The following is a 20,395-nucleotide window of genomic DNA, read 5'->3' as shown; positions in this document are numbered from 1 at the left end:
TTCTGAAAAGACTTAAGAGTTTCTACTAAAAGACTTGGATGTTTCGGGGGAAACGTCTAAGTCTTTTTCACGGTTTTCACCACAGAGGACACAGAGTTCACAGAGGAAAAATTTATTTTCCCCGGAACAGGTGTTTAAATTAAAACTCTGTGTCCTCTGCGTCCTCTGTGGTGAGCTCAAGGTTCTCCCAGGTAATGCACTATCAGCCCGACTTCGCGCTTGAGGAAGCTGTGGCGGTATTTGTTGTAATTGACTTCGGACAGTGCCCGGGTCAGGGCAGTGTTTTTACGCATCCAGCGGTAGAGTTTCTGCAGGGCGAGCACCGGGTCGAGGCCCGGGCAGTAAAGTTGTGCAAGTTCGGCTTTGGTGTACGAGCGGATAATGAAATCGGCTTCGGTTGTGTCTTCTTCTTTTCTTTGGTTCATGGCTTTGATTATCTGATTGTTATCTGCCGTAAATATACGAAAAAATACCCGGAATGCAGCGTGTTTTTATACTCTTTTTTCGTCAAACTTTGTCATCGGCGCTCTTTCCTTGTCATTGGCGCATCGAGGTTGTCGTATCTTTGAAATGTGATTGAAAAACAGATGTTTAACTCTAAAAAAAAGTACGATTATGAGTAAAGAAGTTACGTATTCGGTAGTAGCGCGCAAGAACATGCAGAAGAAGGGTGATCCCGCCAAGTATTATGCCCAGGCACAGGCGAGTGGCGATGTGGGTCTGGACGAGATCTCGACCCGGGTGGAAAAGGCCTGTACGGTGCACTCGGCGGATGTGGTGGCGGTGCTGAAGGCGCTGGAGGATGAAATGGTAGACGGGCTGTCGAGGGGAGAGATTGTACGGCTGGGCAATATCGGCACGTTTCAGGTGGGCCTGAGAAGCAAGGGAGCTGAAAAGCCGGAGGATTTCAAAGCGGCGAATATCAGCAAGGCGAGGGTGAACTTCCGTCCGGGGCCTGTGCTGGCGGATGCGATGAAGACACTCAGCTTCAGCAAGGTGAGCACCCGGGCGGCGCAAAAGGGCGACGGCGACGGGGGGATTGTGGATGACCCGACGGCATGATTTTCACCACAGAGGACGCAGAGGACACAGAGGAGGAATTAAAACTCTGTGTTACTCTGTGGTGAAACAGAGTGGTGAAACAGAAGCTTGGAAAATTAAAAACTCTGTGTCCTCTGTGTACTCTGTGGTGAAATCTGTGGTGAAAACGTAAAACAACTTAATATAGCAAAGCAACGATGAAGAAGTTACAAAGAATCTTGGAATGGGTGATCGCGTTCCTGATGTTTCTCAGCGGGAGGAATGTCGAAAAGTGAAGGAGGGGGTATGAGGAAAATCGACTTAATCGTGATTCATTGCTCCGCAACGAGGGAAGACCGGTGCTTTACGGAGTTCGATCTGGATGTCTGCCATCGCAGGCGTGGCTTCAACGGGCCGGGGTATCACTTCTATATCCGCAAGGACGGGCGGATTGTGTCCACTCGTCCGGTAGAGAAAATAGGGGCGCATGCCAAAGGGCACAATGCGACGAGTATCGGTATCTGTTATGAAGGAGGGTTGGATGCGAGGGGACGTCCCAAGGATACCCGGACGGAGTGGCAGGTGCATTCGATGCGGGTGTTGGTGAAGACTCTGCTAAAACAGTATCCCGGCAGCCGTGTGTGTGGCCACCGGGATCTGAGTCCGGACTTGAACGCCAATGGGGAGATCGAGCCCGAGGAATGGATAAAGCAGTGTCCGTGTTTTAATGTGATTGATGATAAAAAATTACATTGATGTTTTAAAATGGAAATTGAACCGCTACAATAGTTAATTAAATTAACCTTTGTAGCGGTTTGGCTTTCATGGCATAAGTGTAACAAATAATTAATTCTTCATATTTTATAAAATCATAGAGATGTCTAAGTGTGTTTTTGGCCGTAACCATATCCATAGCCGTACTTTTTGCCGTACCCGTAGTAGCGTCCGTATTTTCCGTATCCATAGTAATAACCGTATTTCCGTTTTTTCATGTCGAGCCCGTTGATGACGGTACACAGGTTCGGAAGTTTGTTGCCCAGACGAAGATCCTCGAGCAGGGTATAGTCGGCTTTATGCGTATAGTCGGCACGGCATACGTAAACGGAGAGGTCGGCTACCCGTGCGATGATCTGTGTGTCGGTGACCAGCCCGATGGGGGCGGTGTCGAGTATCACGTAGTCGAAGTGCCTTTTCAGAATATCGATGGCCTGCACCAAAGCCTGGCGTGCCAGCAGCTCGGTGGGGTTGGGCGGGACTGTTCCACCGGGGAGGATACTCAGGTTGGGTGATATCTCCGAGGGCTGCACCATAGACAGCAGGTCGGTATGCTGCGGATTGGCCAGGTATTGAGTGATTCCTTTCTCTTTGTGCGAAAGGGAGAATACTTTGTTCAGTCCCGGCTTGCGGATGTCGAGTCCCACGATGACTACTTTCTTGCCGAGCAGCGAGAGGCTGATGGCAAGGTTGGTGGCTACGAATGTTTTTCCTTCGCCGCTGATGGTGGAGGTGACCAGGACCACTTTGTTCTCTTCGCCCAGCATGAATTGCAGGTTGGTGCGGATGCCCCGGAAGGTTTCCGCCATCAGGTCGTTTTCGTTTTCGCGGACGGCGATGCTTCCCTGCTTCCCTTCTCCCTCTTCCGCCAGGGGGATGTCTCCGATGATAGGGACGGAAGTCAGTTTCTCCACGTCCGCCCGTCCTTCTATGCGGAACTGGAGCAGGCCCATGACGTAGATGACGGCTACGGGGATGCCTATCCCCATCAGGAGCGCGATCATGTAGACCGTCTTTGTCTTGGGTGAGACGGGACCGTTGTCGGCCATGGCTTCGTCTACGATTTTGGCATTGTTGGCAGTGGCGGCCAGCGCGATGGAGTTTTCTTCCCGTTTCTGGAGCAGCATCAGGTAGAGTCCGGCTTTGATTTCCTGCTGGCGCGAGATACTGACAAGCTGGCGTTCCTGGGCGGGAGCATTGCTGATGCGGCGGTTGAACTTGTTGGCCTGCCGGTCGAGGTCGGCTTTGGTGATCAGCAAACCTTTCTGAACGCTGTGGATGGTGGTCAGGATGTTTTCGCGCATGGCACGGATGCTGGTATCCAGATTCACGATCACCGGGTTGGTTTCCGAAGAATTGAGCAGCAGGCGGTTGCGTTGGAGCACCATTTCGTTATACTGGCTGATAAGGGTGGACAGGGACTGGTCGGTCAGGCCGACGTTGACGGGCAACACGGTGTTGAGCTTGTCCGGAGCGGAGATATATTCGGCTAAGTAGCGTACCAGGTTGAGCTGGGTGCCGTTCTCCACCCGTTGTTTCTCGTAGGCGGAGTTTTCGCTGACGGCCAGTTGGGCATCGCTTGCCAGGTCCGTCAGTCCGGCATCCCGTTTGAAGTTTTCCAATTCCTTTTCGGTATTGAACAGCTCGTCGTTGATGATGCGGATACGTCCGGCGATGAACTCTTCCGTTTTCTCCGCCACCTCGTTCTTGTCGTTGTTGGTGTTCCGGTTGTAGACTTCGATCAGCCGGTTGATGAAGTCCTCGCCACGGCGCTTGTTGGTGTTCTTTAAAGAGACGATGACGATAGAGGTGGTTTTGGACGTCGGTTCTACACTGAGTGCTCCCGCATAGCCTTTGGCTGTCCACAGGGGATTGCTGACAACGGCGGTGAGCGTCTGCGGTTCTTTGACGGTGACGGAGTCGTGGGCAAGCGTAAACGTGAACGTGCCTGCGGGAGTAGTGAGCAGGGCCGGCAGCTTGGAGAACTTTTTACTGTAGGAGCTCTCTCCGATGGTGGCTTTCACGTCGAGCCGGTTGCCGGGCGACAGGGTGAGTTCGAACACGGCCGGCGCTGCTAACTTGTCCGCTTCTTGCGGAGTGAGTCCCACCAGTACCGGCGAATTTTTATAAAGTTCTATTTCGTTGAAACTGCCTTTGGCTGTATAGGTGGTGTATAGGTTCAGTTCGCTGACCACATGCTTGACCAGCGTTTTGGAACGTAGTATTTCAATCTCGTTGTCGATGTTCGATACCGAGCTGACCAGACCCAGGCCTTCGAGCGCGGTGAGGTTTCCTCCACTGTTGCCCCCTTTCTTATCGTCCTTGATGACTACGGAGGCCGAGATGTTGTAGACCGGAGTGGTCTGCCGGAGGTATAACCATGCTCCCGCAAGGCAGAGGATGATCGAAGCCACGAACCAGGGCCACCGGATGATGTAGCGGAACAGCATGGCGTGGAAGTCTATTTTCTCTTCTTTCTCTTCGTATAGATCGTCGTATAAGTCTTCTTTCATTTTCGGGGTTTCTTTATTTGGCGATTGTAATGATTAAACTGGCAAGCGACACAAGCGTGCCTACCACAGAGAACCAGATGGTGGTGCTGGTGCTGATGTCGGCTGTTTTTGCCTTGGTCTTATTGGGTGTGACATACAGGATGTCGTTCTGTTGCAGGTAGTAGTAGGGCGATTGGACGATATCTGCCCGGTTCATGTCCAGCGTGATGATGTGCTGGTGTCCGTCGGCGTCCTCGCGGATCAGGCGGACGTTGTCGCGCAATCCGTACACGGTCATGTCGCCTGCCATGGCAAGGGCTTCGAAGAGGTTGACCTTTTCGTTGCTGATGGTGAAAGTTCCGGGAGCGTTTACTTCGCCGATGACAGAGATCTTATAATTGGCCATACGGACGGTGACGATGGGCGATTCTTTGATATAGTCGCTTAACTTCCCTTTGATCAGTGTTTCTGCCTCGCTTTTGGTCAGCCCGCCGATGTGCAGGGTGCCCAGTATCGGGAATTCGATATTGCCCCGGTTGTCTACCAGGTATTGCTGGAGTGCCGGCTGGCTGGTCAGGCTGCTCTGCGCGGCGCTGATGGGAGTCGCTACGGTGAGGTTGAACGGTTCAGCCAGTTCGGGGTCGGTGCAGGACACGACGATGGTGAGCAGATCCTTCGGCATGATGCGTGCATCATAAAGCTTGGCTTCCGCAACGGCACGCTGCACCTCTCCCGAGTCTTGTAAATAAGGCACTTTCTTGTAGGACTGGCAGGAAGCCAGCAGGATACAGGTTAACGTAAAAAAAAGTAGTCTTTTTGTCATTTATCTTAATTTTAGAATATTACTATATGGGGTTCACCACAGAGGACACAGAGGACACGGAGTTTTTATTTTCCAGGTTTATAGAAAGATCTTAAATTCTTCCTCTGTGAACTCTGTGTCCTCTGTGGTGAACCCTTTGTTTTAATAAGCTTCTTTTTCTCCTTCTAACGCATTTCTTACAGTTTTATATATTATATATAAATCGAGCATGAAGGTCCAGTGCTCTATATACCAGATGTCTCGTTGCACGCGGCCTTCCATTTGCCACAGCTCGTGGGTTTCTCCACGAAAGCCGGTGACTTGCGCCCAGCCGGTGACACCCGGCTTCACAAAATGGCGGACCATGTATTTGTTGATCAGTTGTGAGTATTGCTCCGTATGTTTCAGCATGTGAGGGCGGGGGCCCACTACCGACATGTCGCCCAACAGTACGTTGATGAACTGCGGCAGTTCATCGATGCTGCTTTTACGCAGGAAGTTGCCGAATCGGGTTTTACGCGGATCGTGCAAGGTGGCTTGCAGGGTGTCGCTCTGTGCGTTTACTTTCATGGAGCGGAACTTGTAGCACCAGAACTCGCGTCCGTCTTCTCCGCTTCGCTTCTGCTTGAAGAAGATGGGGCCCGGTGAGGTGATTTTGATGGTCAGTCCGACGATGATATAGATAACGGGGAAGAGCGTGCACAGGAACAGCAGGGAGAAAACGATATCGAACGTACGCTTCCTGAAGCGGTTTTCGGTGAAACTGAGAGGCTCCTGACGGATGCAGAGTACGGGCACGTTGCCCAGAAGCTCGAAGTACATCCGGCGTTTAAGATAACTGCGTACGTTGGGGACGCTGAAGAAGCGTATCAGGTGATTCTCACAATAATCGATGATGGGGAGTATCTCCTCGCTGCGGGCGGATGACAGGCAGCAATAGACTTGTTCGATTCCTCCCCGTTTCAGATAATCCACAATCTTGCCGGGTTGTCCCAGGTATTTCACTTTTTCGGGAAAGCGGCTGCCGGGCTGGTCGTCGAAATAACCGATGACACGAAATCCGGAAGTGACATCGTCCGTCATTTGATGATACAGTTCGATGATATTGCTGTTGCTGCCCACGAGAATGATGCTGCGGGAGTTTCCTCCATGCTTGCGGTAGCATTTCAGGAGTCTGCGAAACAACAGACGGTAGCAGACTAACAGCGTGGTGAACGTGAGATAGAATATCAGGAAGAAACGTGCGGAGAGGATACCGAAGTTTCCAAAGGTGAGGGCGCAGGAGAAGAATAGGGCGTGTCCGGCGCTGTTGCGTATGGCGCGCCATACAATTTGTTCGGGACGTACTACGCGGCGATGCAGTATGACGCCCGATGACATGTTGCTAACCAGATAGCATAAGTTGAGTAATACTAAAACCTGTGGAAGTGAGTGGGTAAATGGATCTGCAAAGAATTTACTTCCTAAGAGTGCGTACAGAGATAGAAAGATACCATTCAAGAGAGTTAAATCTCCGGCGAATACTATCCTTTTTATAACTTTATTAAACCGCAATACCTGTTTCATAATGTATCTATAGGAGTGTATGTAATAGTTGTCAGTGCTTGATCCACTATCATCTTGCTGTGTGCATTACAATTTGTTCCCTTACTTATTAGGTAATAGAATGCAGAATAACGAAAAGATATAAAATATGGCTTGGAGAGGTTAACTAAACATAAAAGAGGGGGTAGCTTATATAACTACGATGTAAAATTATCGCAATTTGGTAACTCCTGTTTGAGTAATTACATCAAACAGGAATTATGACTAATCTTTCTATTAAATGAATAAATTATTTCAAACTGATATTTAAACTGATTATTATCCACTTTATTAGAAAAGAAATTATCATTTTGTTTGTGATATTTCAATTTTTATCTCTACTTTTGCAGCGATAAAACAAACAAATCTGTTCTATTACCTAATAAGTAAGAGAACCATTTATATCACTCTTCTTCTTCCTTCTTTAGTCTCACGGCAGCAATTACTTTTTTATTCGCATTACTCAGTGTTTTATTATCAAAAGAAGCCAGATAAATGTATGTCACCTTTTCCGAAGCATGCCCCATGCCGGCACTGATTACTGAAACCGGAACCCCCTTTTGCAGGGCTGTGGTGGCCCAGCTATGGCGTGCTACATAAGAAGTGAGCGGAGTCTTCAGCTTAAGCATTTCAGATATCCGGTTGAGTCGCTTGTTATACACCCTCAGCGCACTCCGGTATTGCTTATGCCCTTCTTCACCGGCTGCGCTGATGACCGGCAGCAGATAGATGGAGTCTGCACAGAGTGCCGCATATTTCCTCAGAATCGCTTTGGCACAGCTTTCTATGATGACCGTAAGCTGCTGACCCGTTTTCTGACGGAAGTAAACCAGTGTTTTCCCTCTCACGTCCGTTTTGCGGAGGTGCACCAGGTCGACAAATGGGATGCCACGCAGATAGAAGCTCAGCAAGAAGAGGTCGCGGGCAAAATCGAGCTTACTGTTCTTACCCAGATCGGCCTCCAGCAGACGGGAGATGATGGAAGGCGAAATAGCCCGTTTGGCGGTAGGCTCGTTGCCGATGAAAACATTCTCGAATAACTCCCGCGTATTGAGTGAGGCCAGGTTTTGCTCGATGGCCTGATTGCAAATGGAGCGTAACATGCGCATATAGAGTGAGATCGTATTATGCCTTTTCCCACTCAAAAGCAAATACTGTTCGTACTCCTTGATGCTCTCGGGAGTGATCTCTTCAAAAGTAAGCGAATCTTTTCCTGCAAACTTCTGATAACTGTGCAGGGTGTAAATGTAAGTGTTGGCTGTACTGTAACGACCACCTAACTTAGCCTTCTTGGCTAAAGATTTAATGAACTTTTCAATTTCCATTTTCTTGTTTTTTTTAGTGTGTTCAACAACAATAATTCTAATAAAAAAGATTTTGAGCGGTAAGGCAGAAAATTTGCAGGAAATTAGTAAAAAATCAATAGCCATAAAGTATAGACGAATGAAAGTATCATAAATACCCAAATGGTCCGATGAAAAAGGAGAGTGAAAAAGTGTCCCGAATTTGGATGAATAGCCGTTCTTTCGTGGTGTATTAATCAATTAAAAACATGAAATTATGGTAATAGCTTATTTGAGAGTAAGTACGGAAAAACAGTTTTTAGCTAATCAGAAAGAAGAGATTTTGCGATTTGCAGAGAAAAATGGATTGTCGATCGACAAGTGGTACACAGAGACTATCAGTGGAAGCGTAAGCACAAAAGACAGGAAATTATCAGAGTTACTGAAAAGGATGCACCCGGGGGATACACTGATTGTAACGGAGATTTCGAGGCTGAGCCGTACATTGCTCGAAATTATGACTATCCTGAATTTCTGTATCAAGAAGCAGGTGGTGCTTTATAGCACCAAAGAAGGCTATGTGTTTCAGGACGACATCAACAGTAAGGTGCTGGGATTTGCATTCGGGCTGATGGCGGAAATCGAAAGGAACCTGATTTCGATGCGTACCAAAGAAGCACTTGCACGTAGAAAACAGGAAGGAATGACTTTAGGCAGAAGAAAGGGGGATACGCCTAAAATTAAATTGCTGAGTGCCAACAAGCGGGTACTAACCAGAGAACTTGACAAAGGAACTACTTACTCGGAACTGGCGGAAAAAATGGGGGTGTCCAGAACAACATTGTTCCGGTTCATGAAAACGATGTATTAGTGAATGATGAACGATTAGGGGAGCCATGATTCACCACAGATTACACGGATTCTCACAGATTAATAATTTATTTTACTGAGAGTTAAATTAAAATATCTGTGTTAATCTGTGTAATCTGTGGTGAATATGAGTTCATTCACTGTTTATCATTTATCGTTCATCGTCGATGATCGTTTATGAAGGCTTTTCAGTTCGAAGGAGAGCATGACCCGGAAGAAACCGATGATCAGGAAGGTGAATGCCAACATGTATATAACGTAAAGTGCACCCACGGCCGGTTGCCAGAGTATGATCAGCGAACAAATGATGGCAAGGATACCGAAGCCCATATACCATCCCCACTCACGGGTTCCATAACGTTTCAGGTCCATGGAATAGCCTGTGGCAGAGAAACCGCGGAACATCATCCAGAAAGCGACAATGAACGGTATGACTTCCATGCTGAGCAATGGGTAGGCTACCAGGTAAATACCTAAGATCAGGTCGATAATACCTCCTGCGAGATACCATCCCCAGGACGAGATGCTTCGCCGGTTGCTGATGGAAAAGATGATTTCGATAATACCACTGATCAGCATGGAGATGCTGAAGATAACGCTGAGGGCAATGTAACTGCTTCCCGGTGCAAACAGCAGGCAGAGAGCCACGATGATGTACAGAATACCTAAGATAAGAGATAACCACCAGTTTTTGACTGCGTGTTCCATCTCGTCGAATAAAGTTTTCATATCAATTCTATTTTTAGATTATTGTCCCACGTGAACAAAGTAAGCGTACCGATTGTTTAGAATATAGTAAATAAAACTTAGAGATAACAATTATGGCAACAACAAATTTCAAAGGACAACCGGTAAAGCTGATTGGCGAATTTATACAGGTTGGAAAGGTGGCTCCCGATTTTGAGCTGGTGAAAAGTGATTTATCTTCTTTCTCACTAAAAGATTTGAAAGGTAAAAATATAGTTCTGAATATTTTCCCAAGTATGGATACCGGTGTCTGTGCTACTTCGGTGCGTAAATTCAATAAGATGGCAGCGGGATTAAAGGACACGGTGGTATTGGCCATTTCGAAAGACTTGCCGTTCGCTCAGGGACGTTTCTGCACGACGGAAGGCATTGAAAACGTGATTCCATTGTCCGATTTCCGTTTTTCGGACTTTGACGAAAGCTATGGAGTGAGAATGGCCGACGGACCGCTTGCCGGATTGCTGGCACGTGCGGTGGTGGTGATCGGAAAAGACGGGAAAGTGGCTTATACGGAACTTGTTCCGGAGATTACTCAGGAACCTGATTATGAAAAGGCACTGGCTGCCGTGAAGTAATCTGTGTAGGAGAAGATTTAGGAAAAAATAAAGTCCGTGTTCACTCCAAGGAGGTGGGAACACGGACTTTTTCATGTGGAATTGTTACTTCTTTTTAGTCATATCAAAGTCGAACTGTACTTTAGAAGTCGGTACAACCACATCTGCCAGTTTAATCTCGTCGGCATTGAGCTTCATCTTCAACTGATTGTTTTTGTAAGCGAAGCTGCCTTTTTCCGGAGAAGAAATGGTTACGGTTACGGTCTGACCCTTTTCACCTTCTGCAGCAGAGGGCAACTGGAGGATCAGCGGTTTCGGTTCGAATGCAAGGTAGATACTGTCTTTCTCTGTATTGAGAGCCGGCCTGTAACCTACTTTGTATTTCACATCACCGATAGCTTTGATAATGGCTTCTGCTTTGTCTTTGTCACCGATAATAGAGATGATAAGGTCGTCAACCGGCAATTTGTCGAAGAAAACGGTATCATTCTTTACTGTCGCATTGACATCCTGTCCCTTGGGAGTTTCACCTTCACCGGCATTCTCTCTGCCTGCAAGCGGAGTAACTTGGGTGATCAGTACTTTTCCGTTATAGGCGCCTGCCACGTCACCGGTCGACGGAGGAGGGAGCGGAGAGTTGTCATCGTTGTCACAAGAAGACAAGGTTACCACTGAAAAAGCAATCGCAAAAGCATAAAAAAGCTTGGATAGATTAAATTCTTTTTTCATTTTCTTAAACATTAAATTTGTTACATAAATCAGTCGTTCATCAACCAACTGTAAGGCCTAGGATTTGTTTTTTGATGAATTGTTGATTAACTGGTTTGGTGTACGTACAATAAGTAAATGCAGGGAATATAAAGATACTGCATGGAAGAGGAAAAAAAGAAAGATTTTTTTTTGAGGGAGGGATGAAGGCGGAGTTTTACCACGGAGTACCACAGAGTCTCACGGAGTAATACGGAATAATACAGAGTAATAGAGAGTAGAGAGTGATACAGAGTAATACAGAGTAATACAAAGTTCTTAGAGTTCATTACCATTCGTTATCGATAGATTAAGTTCACTCTGTATTGCTCTGTGTTACTCTGTGGTGAATGCTGATTCTTGCTGTGGAGGCACTATTTCTTTTTCTTCATTCCTTTGTAGATAAGGAAGCCGACGATGAAGACTCCGATGGCAATGAAGCAATAGCCCAGTTCGTGGCTGTATTCGGTAACTTTGGCAAGCAGTTGCTCTTCGCTTTCAATGCCGGGGACGGTGGACAGATAGTATCCGATGGCGGCAAGGATGGTGTTCCATAATCCTGCGCCTAAGGTGGTGTAGATAAGGAAGGTGTGCAATTTCATGCGGGCAAGTCCGGCAGGGATGGAAATCAGTTGGCGGACTGCAGGGATCAGACGGCCGATGAAAGTGGACAGTGCTCCGTGTTTGTCAAAGTATTCTTCGGCATGTTGCACTTTGGCTTCATCGATCAGGCACATGTGCCCGAAACGGCTGTTGGCGAATTTGTAGACGATGGGACGTCCCAGCCAGCGGGCCAGATAGTAATTGATAATAGCGCCGATATTGGCTCCTATGGTGGCAAAAAGCACTACCAGGTAGATGTTCAATTCTTCGTTGACTGCTGCTTTGTAAGCTGCCGGAGGAACTACCACTTCGGATGGAAAAGGAATAAAAGAACTTTCAATGGCCATTAAGAGTGTAATGGTCCAGTAATTGAGGTGGTCTAAACACCACTGAATGAAGGCTACAGATTCCATTTGTTTAATTTAGATTGAATTTAATATAGTTTTGGTTTTTGATTTACCACAGAGGACGCAGAGGACACAGAGAAATCTTTTTTCTTAATAAACTAAGATAATAAAAACTCTGTGCCCTCTGTGTCCTCTGTGGTGAACTTGATTATTTTTCGTCTTTTAAGAAATCATCCAGTTCACGGAGCATCTGTTCTCCATCCGTTCCCATTTCCAGGATCATATTCCGAAGCGATTCGAGATTGATGGAGTTGCCACACATCTCGTTGTATTTCTTGAATCCTTCGTGGTCCTGAAGTACAAGGCATACAGAAGCCAGTTGTTCGCAGACTTTGGGATATTCGGGATCTTCCTCCAATACTTGCTCGAAGCAAAAACGGGCATTCTCGAGCATACGGTATTCGAGGCTGTAATTACCGATTTCCATCCATGTATCGGCTTCGGGGGCATAACGGAGAGCCAGTGCCCATTCTGCACGGGCCTGATCGAAGTTGCCCTCTTCCATGTAAATGCGTCCCTCAAGCAGATAGGGCTCTGCATCCTGTGGAGCCAGCTCTTTGGCCAGCCGGCAAAGGCGGTGGGCTTCTGCCGAGTCACCCAGATGGGAGGCACAGACCGCTTTGTTTGAATAGATATCGGACAGTAACGGAGAAGAGCCGTTGCCGCTTTCTTCGATTGCCTGAAGGGCCAGGCGGTAGCTCTCGGCGGCTTCTGCCCAGTTCTCCTGATGGGCATAAGCCAATCCGATGAACATGTAGGTGAATTCGGGAGAGAGCGTTTTATATTCCAGTGCTTTCTGATACTCTGCGATGGCTCCTTCGATATTTTCAAGGTGAAACAGGCTGTGTGCTTTGATGATATGGGCTTCGCCGAATTCTTCATCGGCTGCGATAGCGAAGTCGCAGGATTCTACGGCCTTATCAAAATCTTTGGTGGCGAACTGACATTTGGCCAGCCCCACCCAGTAAGCCGGGTTGTATGGGTTCTTGTCGATCAGCTTGTTGTAGAAGAAGGTGGCTTTTTCTATATGTGCCGCTCCGGCTGCTCCATAACAATCGGCGGTGGCTGCCAGAAAATCTTCGTCGTCCTTATACAGTTCTATCCCCCGCGTAAGCCACTGTATGCCTTTTTCCGGATAGCCTAAATCGGTATACAGGTAGACAACATCGACCAGGATGCCGAGTTCGTTTTTCTCTTCCTCTTCTATGCTGTCGAGTATTTGGTCGGCATCGTCCAGCTTGCCTTCGTTCAGCAACAGTTCGGCTAAAAGTAGTTTTACGTTCGCGGAGTAGGTGTCGGTGATAAGGTCGGCCACTTCCCGGGCTTTCCGGGGTTGGTTGAGATCCAGAAACAGGTAAGCTTGTTCTACCATGAGGTCGGTATGCCCCGGATGAAGTCCGAGTCCGTACGAAATGACTTCCTGGGCTTCCTTGAACCTGCGTTCGGAGGCGTATTGATCGGCAATATCGGCCAATTGGTCACCATCCATATAGGGAGATTGGTTGTTGGCTTTTAATGTTTCGTATTGCACGATCATATTATGTAATTCCCGCTCTCTTTCGGACGGGGAGTTCTTTCTACCCAATTTAATTAGCAATTATACAGTTAATAATAATTTGATTCGGCGGGAGAAGGTGTGTCGAAACTCACCACGGAGGACACGGAGGACACAGAGTTTTAATTTAAAAACCGGTTCCGGGGAAAATAAATTTTTCCTCTGTGAACTCTGTGTCCTCTGTGGTGAGTTTCGACACACACTCTCTTGCCAAAAAGCTATTTATTGATTTTTCCCCAGGTATCTTTCAGTCCCACGGTGCGGTTGAATACCAGATGACCGGGCGTAGAATCTTTGTCTACATTGAAATAGCCGATACGTTGGAATTGCAGATAGGAAAGTACGGGCAGGTCGGCCACGTATTTTTCTATGTAGCAACGGGTCAGAGTGGTCAGTGAGTCCGGGTTGATCATTTCCTTCATGGCTTCGAGAGCATCACAACCTTTCGCCTCACGGATGGCAGCCATCTCGTCACGCGGGTTTTCTACTTTCCAAAGGCGGTCGTACAAGCGTACTTCTGCCGGCAGGCAGTGTGCGCAGCTGACCCAATGGAGCGTACCTTTCACTTTGCGGTTGGCATCCGGCATACCGCTTTTGGTATTCGGGTCATATTCGCAGTAGACTTCGGTCACCGTACCGTTTTCATCTTTCTTGCAGCCTGTACATTTCACGATGTAGGCGTTCTTCAGGCGCACTTCCTGTCCCGGAGTCATGCGGAAATATTTTTTCGGCGCGTCTTCCATGAAGTCTTCGCGCTCCATCCACAGCTCGCGGCTGAACTCGATGGTATGGCTTCCGGCAGTGGGATCTTCGGGGTTGTTAATGGCATCCAGTTCCTCAACTTGTCCTTCGGGATAGTTGGTAATGATCAGTTTCACCGGATTGAGCACGGCAGATACACGCGTGGCGCGGGCATTCAGGTCTTCGCGTACAGCGCTTTCGAGCAGGGCGAAATCATTGAGGGCGTCGTAAGTGGTGTAGCCGATTTTGTCGATGAACTTACGGATGGATTCGGGAGAGTAGCCGCGACGGCGGAATCCGCAGAGGGTCGGCATACGGGGATCGTCCCAATCGTTGACCAGGCCTTCTTTGACGAGGATAAGCAGGTTACGCTTACTCATCAGGGTATAATTGAGGTTCAGTTTGTTGAACTCTGTCTGGCGGGGGCGGTTGTCGTCCAGATCCTTGCCTTCTTTCAACCAGTCGATGAACAGATCGTAAAGAGGGCGGTGAGGTACGAACTCGAGCGTACAGAGTGAGTGGGTGACTCCTTCGAAATAGTCGCTCTGACCGTGTGCGAAGTCGTACATCGGATAGGCTTTCCATTGGGTTCCGGTGCGATGGTGTGCCACATGCAGAATGCGGTACATGATCGGGTCGCGGAAGTGCATATTGGGGCTGGCCATGTCGATTTTGGCACGAAGCACCATGGAGCCTTCCTTGGCTTCGTCGCTATTCATCTTTTCGAACAGGGCAAGGCTCTCTTCGATCGGACGGTTGCGGTACGGACTCTCGACACCGGGTTGGGTGGGAGTCCCTTTTTGTTGGGCAATCTGTTCTGAGGTCTGTTCGTCTACGTAGGCTTTGCCTTCTTTAATCAGAGTGACGGCAAAGTCCCATAACTGCTGGAAATAATCCGAGGCATAATATACGTTGCCCCACTGGAAGCCTAACCATTGGATGTCTTCCTGTATGGCTTCTACATATTCCATATCCTCTTTCGTCGGGTTAGTGTCGTCGAAACGAAGGTTGCACACACCACCATGTGCAGCAGCGATGCCGAAGTCGAGGCAAATAGCTTTGGCGTGCCCGATGTGCAGGTAACCGTTGGGTTCCGGCGGGAAACGTGTTTGTACTCTTCCTCCGTTCTTTCCTGCTTTCAAATCATTTTCTACTGCCTGTTCAATGAAATTAAGGCTTTTCTTTTCGCCTGCCTCTTCGTTTTTTATATCTGTCATATCTGTCATTATTATAAAAGCTCGTAGCTAATAAGTTGCTGCAAAAGTAGGATATTTTTTTTGTATAACCTTATTTCACGGGTATATATCCACTCTTTTTTATAATATCCTGTCCCTCGGGAGAAAGAATAAACTCGAGCAGGGGAGCGATTTGTGCTTTGTTCTTTACGTCATAATAATAATAGAGGGGGCGGACAATGGGATATGTCTTGTTGGTGGCGTTCTCTACGGTGGGGCCGGCATAGTGTTCTCCGTCATATGAAACGGACAGGGTTTTGATGCGTGGAGACACATAGGCGAGTCCTACGTAACCAATGGCACCTTTGGTCTGGCTGACCGACTGGATAATGGCTCCGGTGGCAGGCATGGAAAGGCTGCTGCTCATATAGTTTTTGTTTTTGAGGACGCTCTCCTTAAAGAATTCGTAGGTACCGGAAGAGGTTTCGCGGGAGTAAACCACTATTTTGCGGTCATCGCCTCCCACCTGTTTCCAGTTGGTTATCTTGCCGCGGAAGATGTCTTCAAGTTGCCGGCGGGTGAGTTGCTTCACCGGATTGGACGGGTGGACAACAACGGCAAGCGCGTCATAGGCAACGATCACTTCGTCTATGTCCCGTTTGGCAGCTTTGGCTTTCATCTTTTCGCTGAACTTAATGGGGCGTGAAGCCATGGCGATGTCAGTGGTATTATCCAACAGGGCGGAGATACCCACTCCTGTACCACCTCCGGTGACGGTGACACGGGCATCGGGTTCCCGGTTCATGAAGCGTTCGGCTGTTTGCTGGGCTACGGGCAATACGGTGTCACTGCCTTTAATGCGTTGGGCATTGGCATTCAGTGCTGCGAGGGAGAGGGCGGCGAATAAGATAGTTCTAACTTTCATATGATTGAGTTTTGAATTTTGACTCACCACAGAGTACACGGAGTACACAGAGTCTCACAGGTCTTTAATCTCTTGTTACAGTATTTTAGAGAAAACGAATTTCTCTGTGTACTCTGTGTACTCTGTGGTGAACTTTATTTTATGTGCAAATAAAGCAATAGTGTATTACATTCTTGTTTCAAAACGTTCGATATTCCGCCTTGTAACATAAATGTAACACCTTTGAAACACTTCCTTCAAACGGTATTCACACATCCTTAATACTTACTCTGTTTCTTTGCATCATGAAAATCAGATGGTATGAAAAAGGTTTTTGAAAGGATTATAGAAGGAATTTTGACCTGTAGCGGATTTGTAACGAGTATTACGATCCTGCTGATTGTGCTTTTCCTTTTTACAGAGGCATTCGGGCTGTTCAGCAGTAAGGTTATCGAAGAAGGGTATGTGCTGGCACTGAACAAAGATAACAAGGTCAGTGAACTGACACCGATGCAGATTAAAGATGTTTTTGACGAAGAGATCACCAACTGGAAAGAACTGGGAGGTGAAGATCTGCCGATCCGGGTGTTCCGTCTGGAAGACATCACGCATTACTACTCGGAAGAAGAACTGGGAGAGGCATACGAAAATGCCGGGGCAAAGATTATGGAGTTGATTCAGAAGACGCCCGGGATCGTAGCTTTTATTCCTCAGAAGTTTGTAACTCAGCCGGATGCGGTGCATTTTATAAAGGATAATACCATTTCCGTGAAAGATGTGTTTGCCGGAGCGGAATGGTTTCCCACGGCAACACCGGCACCCCTGTTCGGCTTTCTGCCGCTGATTACCGGTACGCTTTGGGTGAGCCTGTTTGCCATATTGATTGCTTTGCCGTTCGGGCTGTCGGTGTCGATCTATATGTCCGAGGTCGCCAACCCGAAAGTGCGCGGTTGGCTGAAGCCGGTCATCGAGTTGTTGAGTGGTATTCCTTCGGTTGTATATGGTTTTTTCGGGTTGATCGTGATTGTGCCTCTGATTCAGAAGGTATTCGATTTGCCGGTAGGTGAGAGTGGACTCGCCGGAAGTATAGTGCTTGCCATCATGGCATTGCCCACGATTATAACGGTGACTGAAGACGCGATGCGTAATTGTCCCCGTGCGATGCGTGAAGCGAGTCTGGCACTCGGGGCTTCACAGTGGCAGACCATTTATAAAGTGGTGATCCCTTATTCTATTTCAGGCATTACTTCGGGGGTGGTGCTCGGCATCGGACGTGCCATCGGCGAGACGATGGCTGTTCTGATGGTAACCGGAAATGCGGCCGTGATTCCGACTACGATTCTCGAACCTTTGCGTACGATCCCCGCCACCATTGCGGCCGAACTTGGAGAGGCACCGGCAGGGGGACCACACTATCAGGCTCTTTTCCTTTTAGGAGTCGTGCTGTTCTTCATTACATTAATCATCAACTTTAGCGTGGAGTATATTTCATCTAAGGGCGTAAAACGTAGTAAGTAATATGGAAATACTGAATAATACAAAAGCTAAAAGGCGTTCGCAGGGCATCGCTTTCGGCATATTCCGGTTGCTGAGTTTATGCATTGTGCTGATTCTGTTTGCGATTTTAGGGTTCATCATTTACAAGGGTATCGGTGTCATCAGTTGGGATTTCCTTACATCGGCACCTACCGACGGGATGACGGGAGGAGGTATCTGGCCGGCTATCGTGGGCACATTCTATCTGATGACAGGCAGTGCGCTCTTTGCATTTCCGGTGGGAGTGATGAGTGGAATTTACATGAACGAGTATGCGCCGAAAGGAAAACTGGTGAGGTTTATCCGTGTGATGACCAATAACCTGAGCGGCATTCCGTCGATTGTTTTCGGTCTCTTTGGTATGGCTTTGTTCGTTAATTATATGGACTTCGGAGATAGTATTCTGGCCGGTTCATTGACATTGGGCCTGCTTTGTGTACCTTTGGTGATCCGTACCACGGAAGAGGCGCTGAAGGCGATACCGGACAGCATGCGTGAGGGAAGCCGTGCATTGGGAGCTACCAAGTTACAGACCATCTGGCACGTGATTCTGCCTATGGGGATGCCGAATATCATAACCGGACTGATCCTTGCCTTGGGACGTGTGTCGGGAGAAACGGCCCCGATCCTGTTCACGTGTGCGGCATATTTTCTTCCGCAGTTGCCGACAAGCATTTTAGACCAGTGTATGGCGCTGCCCTATCATTTGTATGTGATATCGACCAGTGGCACGGATATGGAGGCACAGTTGCCTTTGGCTTACGGGACGGCTTTGGTATTGATTGCGATCATACTCCTGGTGAACCTGCTGGCCAATGCTTTACGGAAGTATTTTGAAAAGAAAGTAAAAATGAATTAGTGACGGAGTACAACAAAAAATATGGATACAACAGTGAAAATTGATGCGCGTGACGTGAATTTCTGGTATGGTGACTTCCATGCACTGAAGGGAATCAGTATGCAGATTGAAGAAAAATCTGTAGTCGCGTTTATAGGTCCTTCCGGATGTGGAAAATCTACTTTTCTGCGTCTTTTCAATCGTATGAACGATTTGATCCCTGCCATTCGCCTGACGGGGGAAATCCGTATAGATGGTGAAAATATCTATGACAAAGGAGTGCAGGTAGACGAACTTCGTAAAAACGTAGGCATGGTGTTCCAGCGTCCTAACCCTTTTCCGAAAAGCATTTTTGAGAATGTAGCTTACGGATTGAGGGTGAACGGAGTGAAAGATAATGCTTTTATCCGGCAGCGGGTGGAGGAGACCCTGAAGGGTGCCGCCCTTTGGGATGAAGTGAAGGACAAACTGAAGGAATCGGCTTATGCTTTATCCGGCGGACAACAGCAACGCCTTTGTATCGCCCGTGCGATGGCTGTATCTCCTTCGGTGCTGCTGATGGACGAGCCGGCTTCGGCACTCGACCCTATTTCGACGGCAAAGGTGGAAGAATTGATTCATGAACTGAAAGAACGGTATACCATTGTGATTGTGACGCACAACATGCAGCAGGCCGCCCGTGTCAGTGATAAGACGGCATTTTTCTATATGGGGCAGATGGTGGAGTTTGGCGATACAAAGAAGATCTTTACGAATCCGGAGAAAGAAGCCACCCAGAATTATATTACCGGACGATTCGGGTAACCTGTGATTTTTCGGCGCAGATCGTCGAAACATGGTTTTATATTGTATATTTGCTTAATGATTAATTTAATACATAGAGTATGGTGAAGTTTATAGAATCAGAACTTGTTCTGCTGAAAAAGGAAATAGACGAGATGTGGACATTGGTTTACAATCAGCTGGATAGAGCAGGAGAGGCTGTACTGACACTGGATAAGGAACTGGCTCAGCAGGTAATTGTCCGTGAGCGCAGAGTGAATGCTTTTGAGTTGAAGATAGACAGTGATGTGGAGGATGTGATTGCCTTGTATAATCCGGTCGCTATCGATCTTCGCTTTGTGTTGGCTATGTTGAAAATCAATACGAATCTGGAACGTTTGGGCGACTTTGCCGAGGGAATCGCACGTTTTGTGCTGAAAAGTGAGGAGCCTATTCTGGATGGAGACTTACTGAAACGCCTTCGTCTGGAAGAGATGCAGAGACAGGTGCTTTCTATGCTCGAGGTGGCCAAACGTGCGCTGAACGAAGAAAGTCTCGAACTGGCAACTTCCGTATTCGCTAAAGATAATTTATTGGACGAGATTAATGCCGAAGCTACAGCGATATTGGCTGATTATATCAGAGAGCATCCCGAAAGCACGCTGTCTTGCCTGAATCTGGTAGGGGTATTCCGTAAGCTGGAGCGTTCTGGCGACCATATAACGAATATTGCCGAGGAAATTGTCTTTTTCATAGATGCTAAAGTCTTGAAGCATAGTGGCAAGGTGGAAGAGCATTATCCCGATAAATAATAAATCGCAAATTTTTAAACAAAAATTAGTGCTACTTAAAAAAATGTCATATATTTGTCTCCTGTAACGGTTCGGTTACAGGAGTTTTTTTTGAAATGATAATAAATCCAAAGAAAAATCAAAAAGATGTTATATGACATGTTTTTATATTTGGTTCATAACGAGAAAAGCACCTATATTTGCACCGTT

19 protein-coding genes are annotated in these 20,395 nt (G+C 47.5%); 8 read left to right on the top strand and 11 right to left on the bottom strand.

Features of this window, described 5'->3' with window-relative positions; all coding sequences use genetic code 11:
* Positions 1–176: 176 nt before the first annotated feature.
* Positions 177–425 carry a DUF4248 domain-containing protein gene (locus tag G7Y45_RS15440; protein WP_005779872.1) on the bottom strand — a complete coding sequence of 83 codons (249 nt, stop codon included), beginning with the start codon at positions 423–425 and terminating at the stop codon, positions 177–179.
* Positions 426–615: 190 nt separating this feature from the next.
* Between G7Y45_RS15440 and G7Y45_RS15435 the strand changes: the two genes are divergently transcribed.
* Complete coding sequence (locus G7Y45_RS15435) at positions 616–1,062, top strand: HU family DNA-binding protein (RefSeq protein WP_165017731.1); 447 nt, start codon at positions 616–618, stop codon at positions 1,060–1,062.
* A 264-nt stretch (positions 1,063–1,326) separates the two neighbouring features.
* Complete coding sequence (locus G7Y45_RS15430) at positions 1,327–1,776, top strand: N-acetylmuramoyl-L-alanine amidase (protein ID WP_005806817.1); 450 nt, start codon at positions 1,327–1,329, stop codon at positions 1,774–1,776.
* Positions 1,777–1,901: 125 nt separating this feature from the next.
* Here G7Y45_RS15430 and G7Y45_RS15425 read toward each other — a convergent pair whose 3' ends face one another.
* The 4 genes from G7Y45_RS15425 to G7Y45_RS15410 form a co-directional block, all read right to left on the bottom strand.
* Positions 1,902–4,307, bottom strand: a complete 2,406-nt coding sequence (locus G7Y45_RS15425; protein WP_165017733.1) for a polysaccharide biosynthesis tyrosine autokinase — start codon at positions 4,305–4,307, stop codon at positions 1,902–1,904.
* A 13-nt stretch (positions 4,308–4,320) separates the two neighbouring features.
* Positions 4,321–5,109, bottom strand: a complete 789-nt coding sequence (locus G7Y45_RS15420) for a polysaccharide biosynthesis/export family protein (protein WP_044301522.1) — start codon at positions 5,107–5,109, stop codon at positions 4,321–4,323.
* Between the two features lie 141 nt (positions 5,110–5,250).
* Positions 5,251–6,654: an undecaprenyl-phosphate glucose phosphotransferase gene (locus tag G7Y45_RS15415; RefSeq protein ID WP_165017736.1), complete on the bottom strand. Its 1,404-nt coding sequence runs from the start codon at positions 6,652–6,654 to the stop codon at positions 5,251–5,253.
* Between the two features lie 422 nt (positions 6,655–7,076).
* Positions 7,077–7,997, bottom strand: a complete 921-nt coding sequence (locus G7Y45_RS15410; protein WP_005806810.1) for a Tsr19 family tyrosine-type DNA invertase — start codon at positions 7,995–7,997, stop codon at positions 7,077–7,079.
* A 235-nt stretch (positions 7,998–8,232) separates the two neighbouring features.
* On the opposite strand from G7Y45_RS15410, the gene mpi reads away from it, so the two are divergent.
* A complete protein-coding gene (gene mpi / locus G7Y45_RS15405; protein ID WP_005779856.1) occupies positions 8,233–8,826 on the top strand; it encodes a serine-type multi-promoter DNA invertase Mpi in 594 nt (197 codons plus the stop codon).
* A 146-nt stretch (positions 8,827–8,972) separates the two neighbouring features.
* Here the strand turns inward: mpi and G7Y45_RS15400 are convergent, their stop codons facing one another.
* Positions 8,973–9,554, bottom strand: a complete 582-nt coding sequence (locus G7Y45_RS15400) for an HdeD family acid-resistance protein (protein WP_005779854.1) — start codon at positions 9,552–9,554, stop codon at positions 8,973–8,975.
* A 92-nt stretch (positions 9,555–9,646) separates the two neighbouring features.
* Between G7Y45_RS15400 and tpx the strand changes: the two genes are divergently transcribed.
* Positions 9,647–10,147, top strand: a complete 501-nt coding sequence (gene tpx, locus G7Y45_RS15395; protein WP_005779853.1) for a thiol peroxidase — start codon at positions 9,647–9,649, stop codon at positions 10,145–10,147.
* Between the two features lie 84 nt (positions 10,148–10,231).
* Here the strand turns inward: tpx and G7Y45_RS15390 are convergent, their stop codons facing one another.
* The 5 genes from G7Y45_RS15390 to G7Y45_RS15370 all read right to left on the bottom strand — a co-directional run bounded on the left by G7Y45_RS15390 (position 10,232) and on the right by G7Y45_RS15370 (position 16,279).
* Positions 10,232–10,855 (bottom strand): DUF4840 domain-containing protein, encoded by a 624-nt coding sequence (locus G7Y45_RS15390; protein WP_165017742.1) that lies wholly within the window; start codon positions 10,853–10,855, stop codon positions 10,232–10,234.
* A gap of 392 nt (positions 10,856–11,247) precedes the next feature.
* Complete coding sequence (locus G7Y45_RS15385) at positions 11,248–11,889, bottom strand: DedA family protein (RefSeq protein WP_005779849.1); 642 nt, start codon at positions 11,887–11,889, stop codon at positions 11,248–11,250.
* A gap of 142 nt (positions 11,890–12,031) precedes the next feature.
* Positions 12,032–13,468 (bottom strand): lipopolysaccharide assembly protein LapB, encoded by a 1,437-nt coding sequence (locus G7Y45_RS15380; protein WP_032530479.1) that lies wholly within the window; start codon positions 13,466–13,468, stop codon positions 12,032–12,034.
* Positions 13,469–13,656: 188 nt separating this feature from the next.
* Positions 13,657–15,396 (bottom strand): glutamine--tRNA ligase/YqeY domain fusion protein, encoded by a 1,740-nt coding sequence (locus G7Y45_RS15375; RefSeq protein ID WP_032542792.1) that lies wholly within the window; start codon positions 15,394–15,396, stop codon positions 13,657–13,659.
* Between the two features lie 70 nt (positions 15,397–15,466).
* The gene (locus tag G7Y45_RS15370; RefSeq protein WP_005779844.1) at positions 15,467–16,279 is read right to left on the bottom strand and encodes a PstS family phosphate ABC transporter substrate-binding protein; all 813 of its coding nucleotides are present in this window, start codon (positions 16,277–16,279) and stop codon (positions 15,467–15,469) included.
* Between the two features lie 300 nt (positions 16,280–16,579).
* On the opposite strand from G7Y45_RS15370, the gene pstC reads away from it, so the two are divergent.
* From pstC to phoU, 4 genes are all read left to right on the top strand, one after another.
* Positions 16,580–17,776, top strand: a complete 1,197-nt coding sequence (pstC, locus tag G7Y45_RS15365; protein WP_005779841.1) for a phosphate ABC transporter permease subunit PstC — start codon at positions 16,580–16,582, stop codon at positions 17,774–17,776.
* Between the two features lies 1 nt (position 17,777).
* Positions 17,778–18,653: a phosphate ABC transporter permease PstA gene (pstA, locus tag G7Y45_RS15360; RefSeq protein WP_005779838.1), complete on the top strand. Its 876-nt coding sequence runs from the start codon at positions 17,778–17,780 to the stop codon at positions 18,651–18,653.
* 21 nt (positions 18,654–18,674) lie between these two features.
* The gene (gene pstB / locus G7Y45_RS15355) at positions 18,675–19,436 is read left to right on the top strand and encodes a phosphate ABC transporter ATP-binding protein PstB (RefSeq protein ID WP_005779836.1); all 762 of its coding nucleotides are present in this window, start codon (positions 18,675–18,677) and stop codon (positions 19,434–19,436) included.
* An 80-nt stretch (positions 19,437–19,516) separates the two neighbouring features.
* Positions 19,517–20,206, top strand: coding sequence for a phosphate signaling complex protein PhoU (gene phoU, locus G7Y45_RS15350; RefSeq protein WP_005779833.1), 690 nt, complete (start codon positions 19,517–19,519; stop codon positions 20,204–20,206).
* Positions 20,207–20,395: the final 189 nt, after the last annotated feature.

This window comes from Bacteroides sp. ZJ-18 (genome assembly GCF_011038705.2).
Classification (GTDB): domain Bacteria; phylum Bacteroidota; class Bacteroidia; order Bacteroidales; family Bacteroidaceae; genus Bacteroides; species Bacteroides hominis.
Note: the sequence above shows the minus strand (reverse complement) of the source record. Positions and strands in the feature narration are given on the sequence as shown.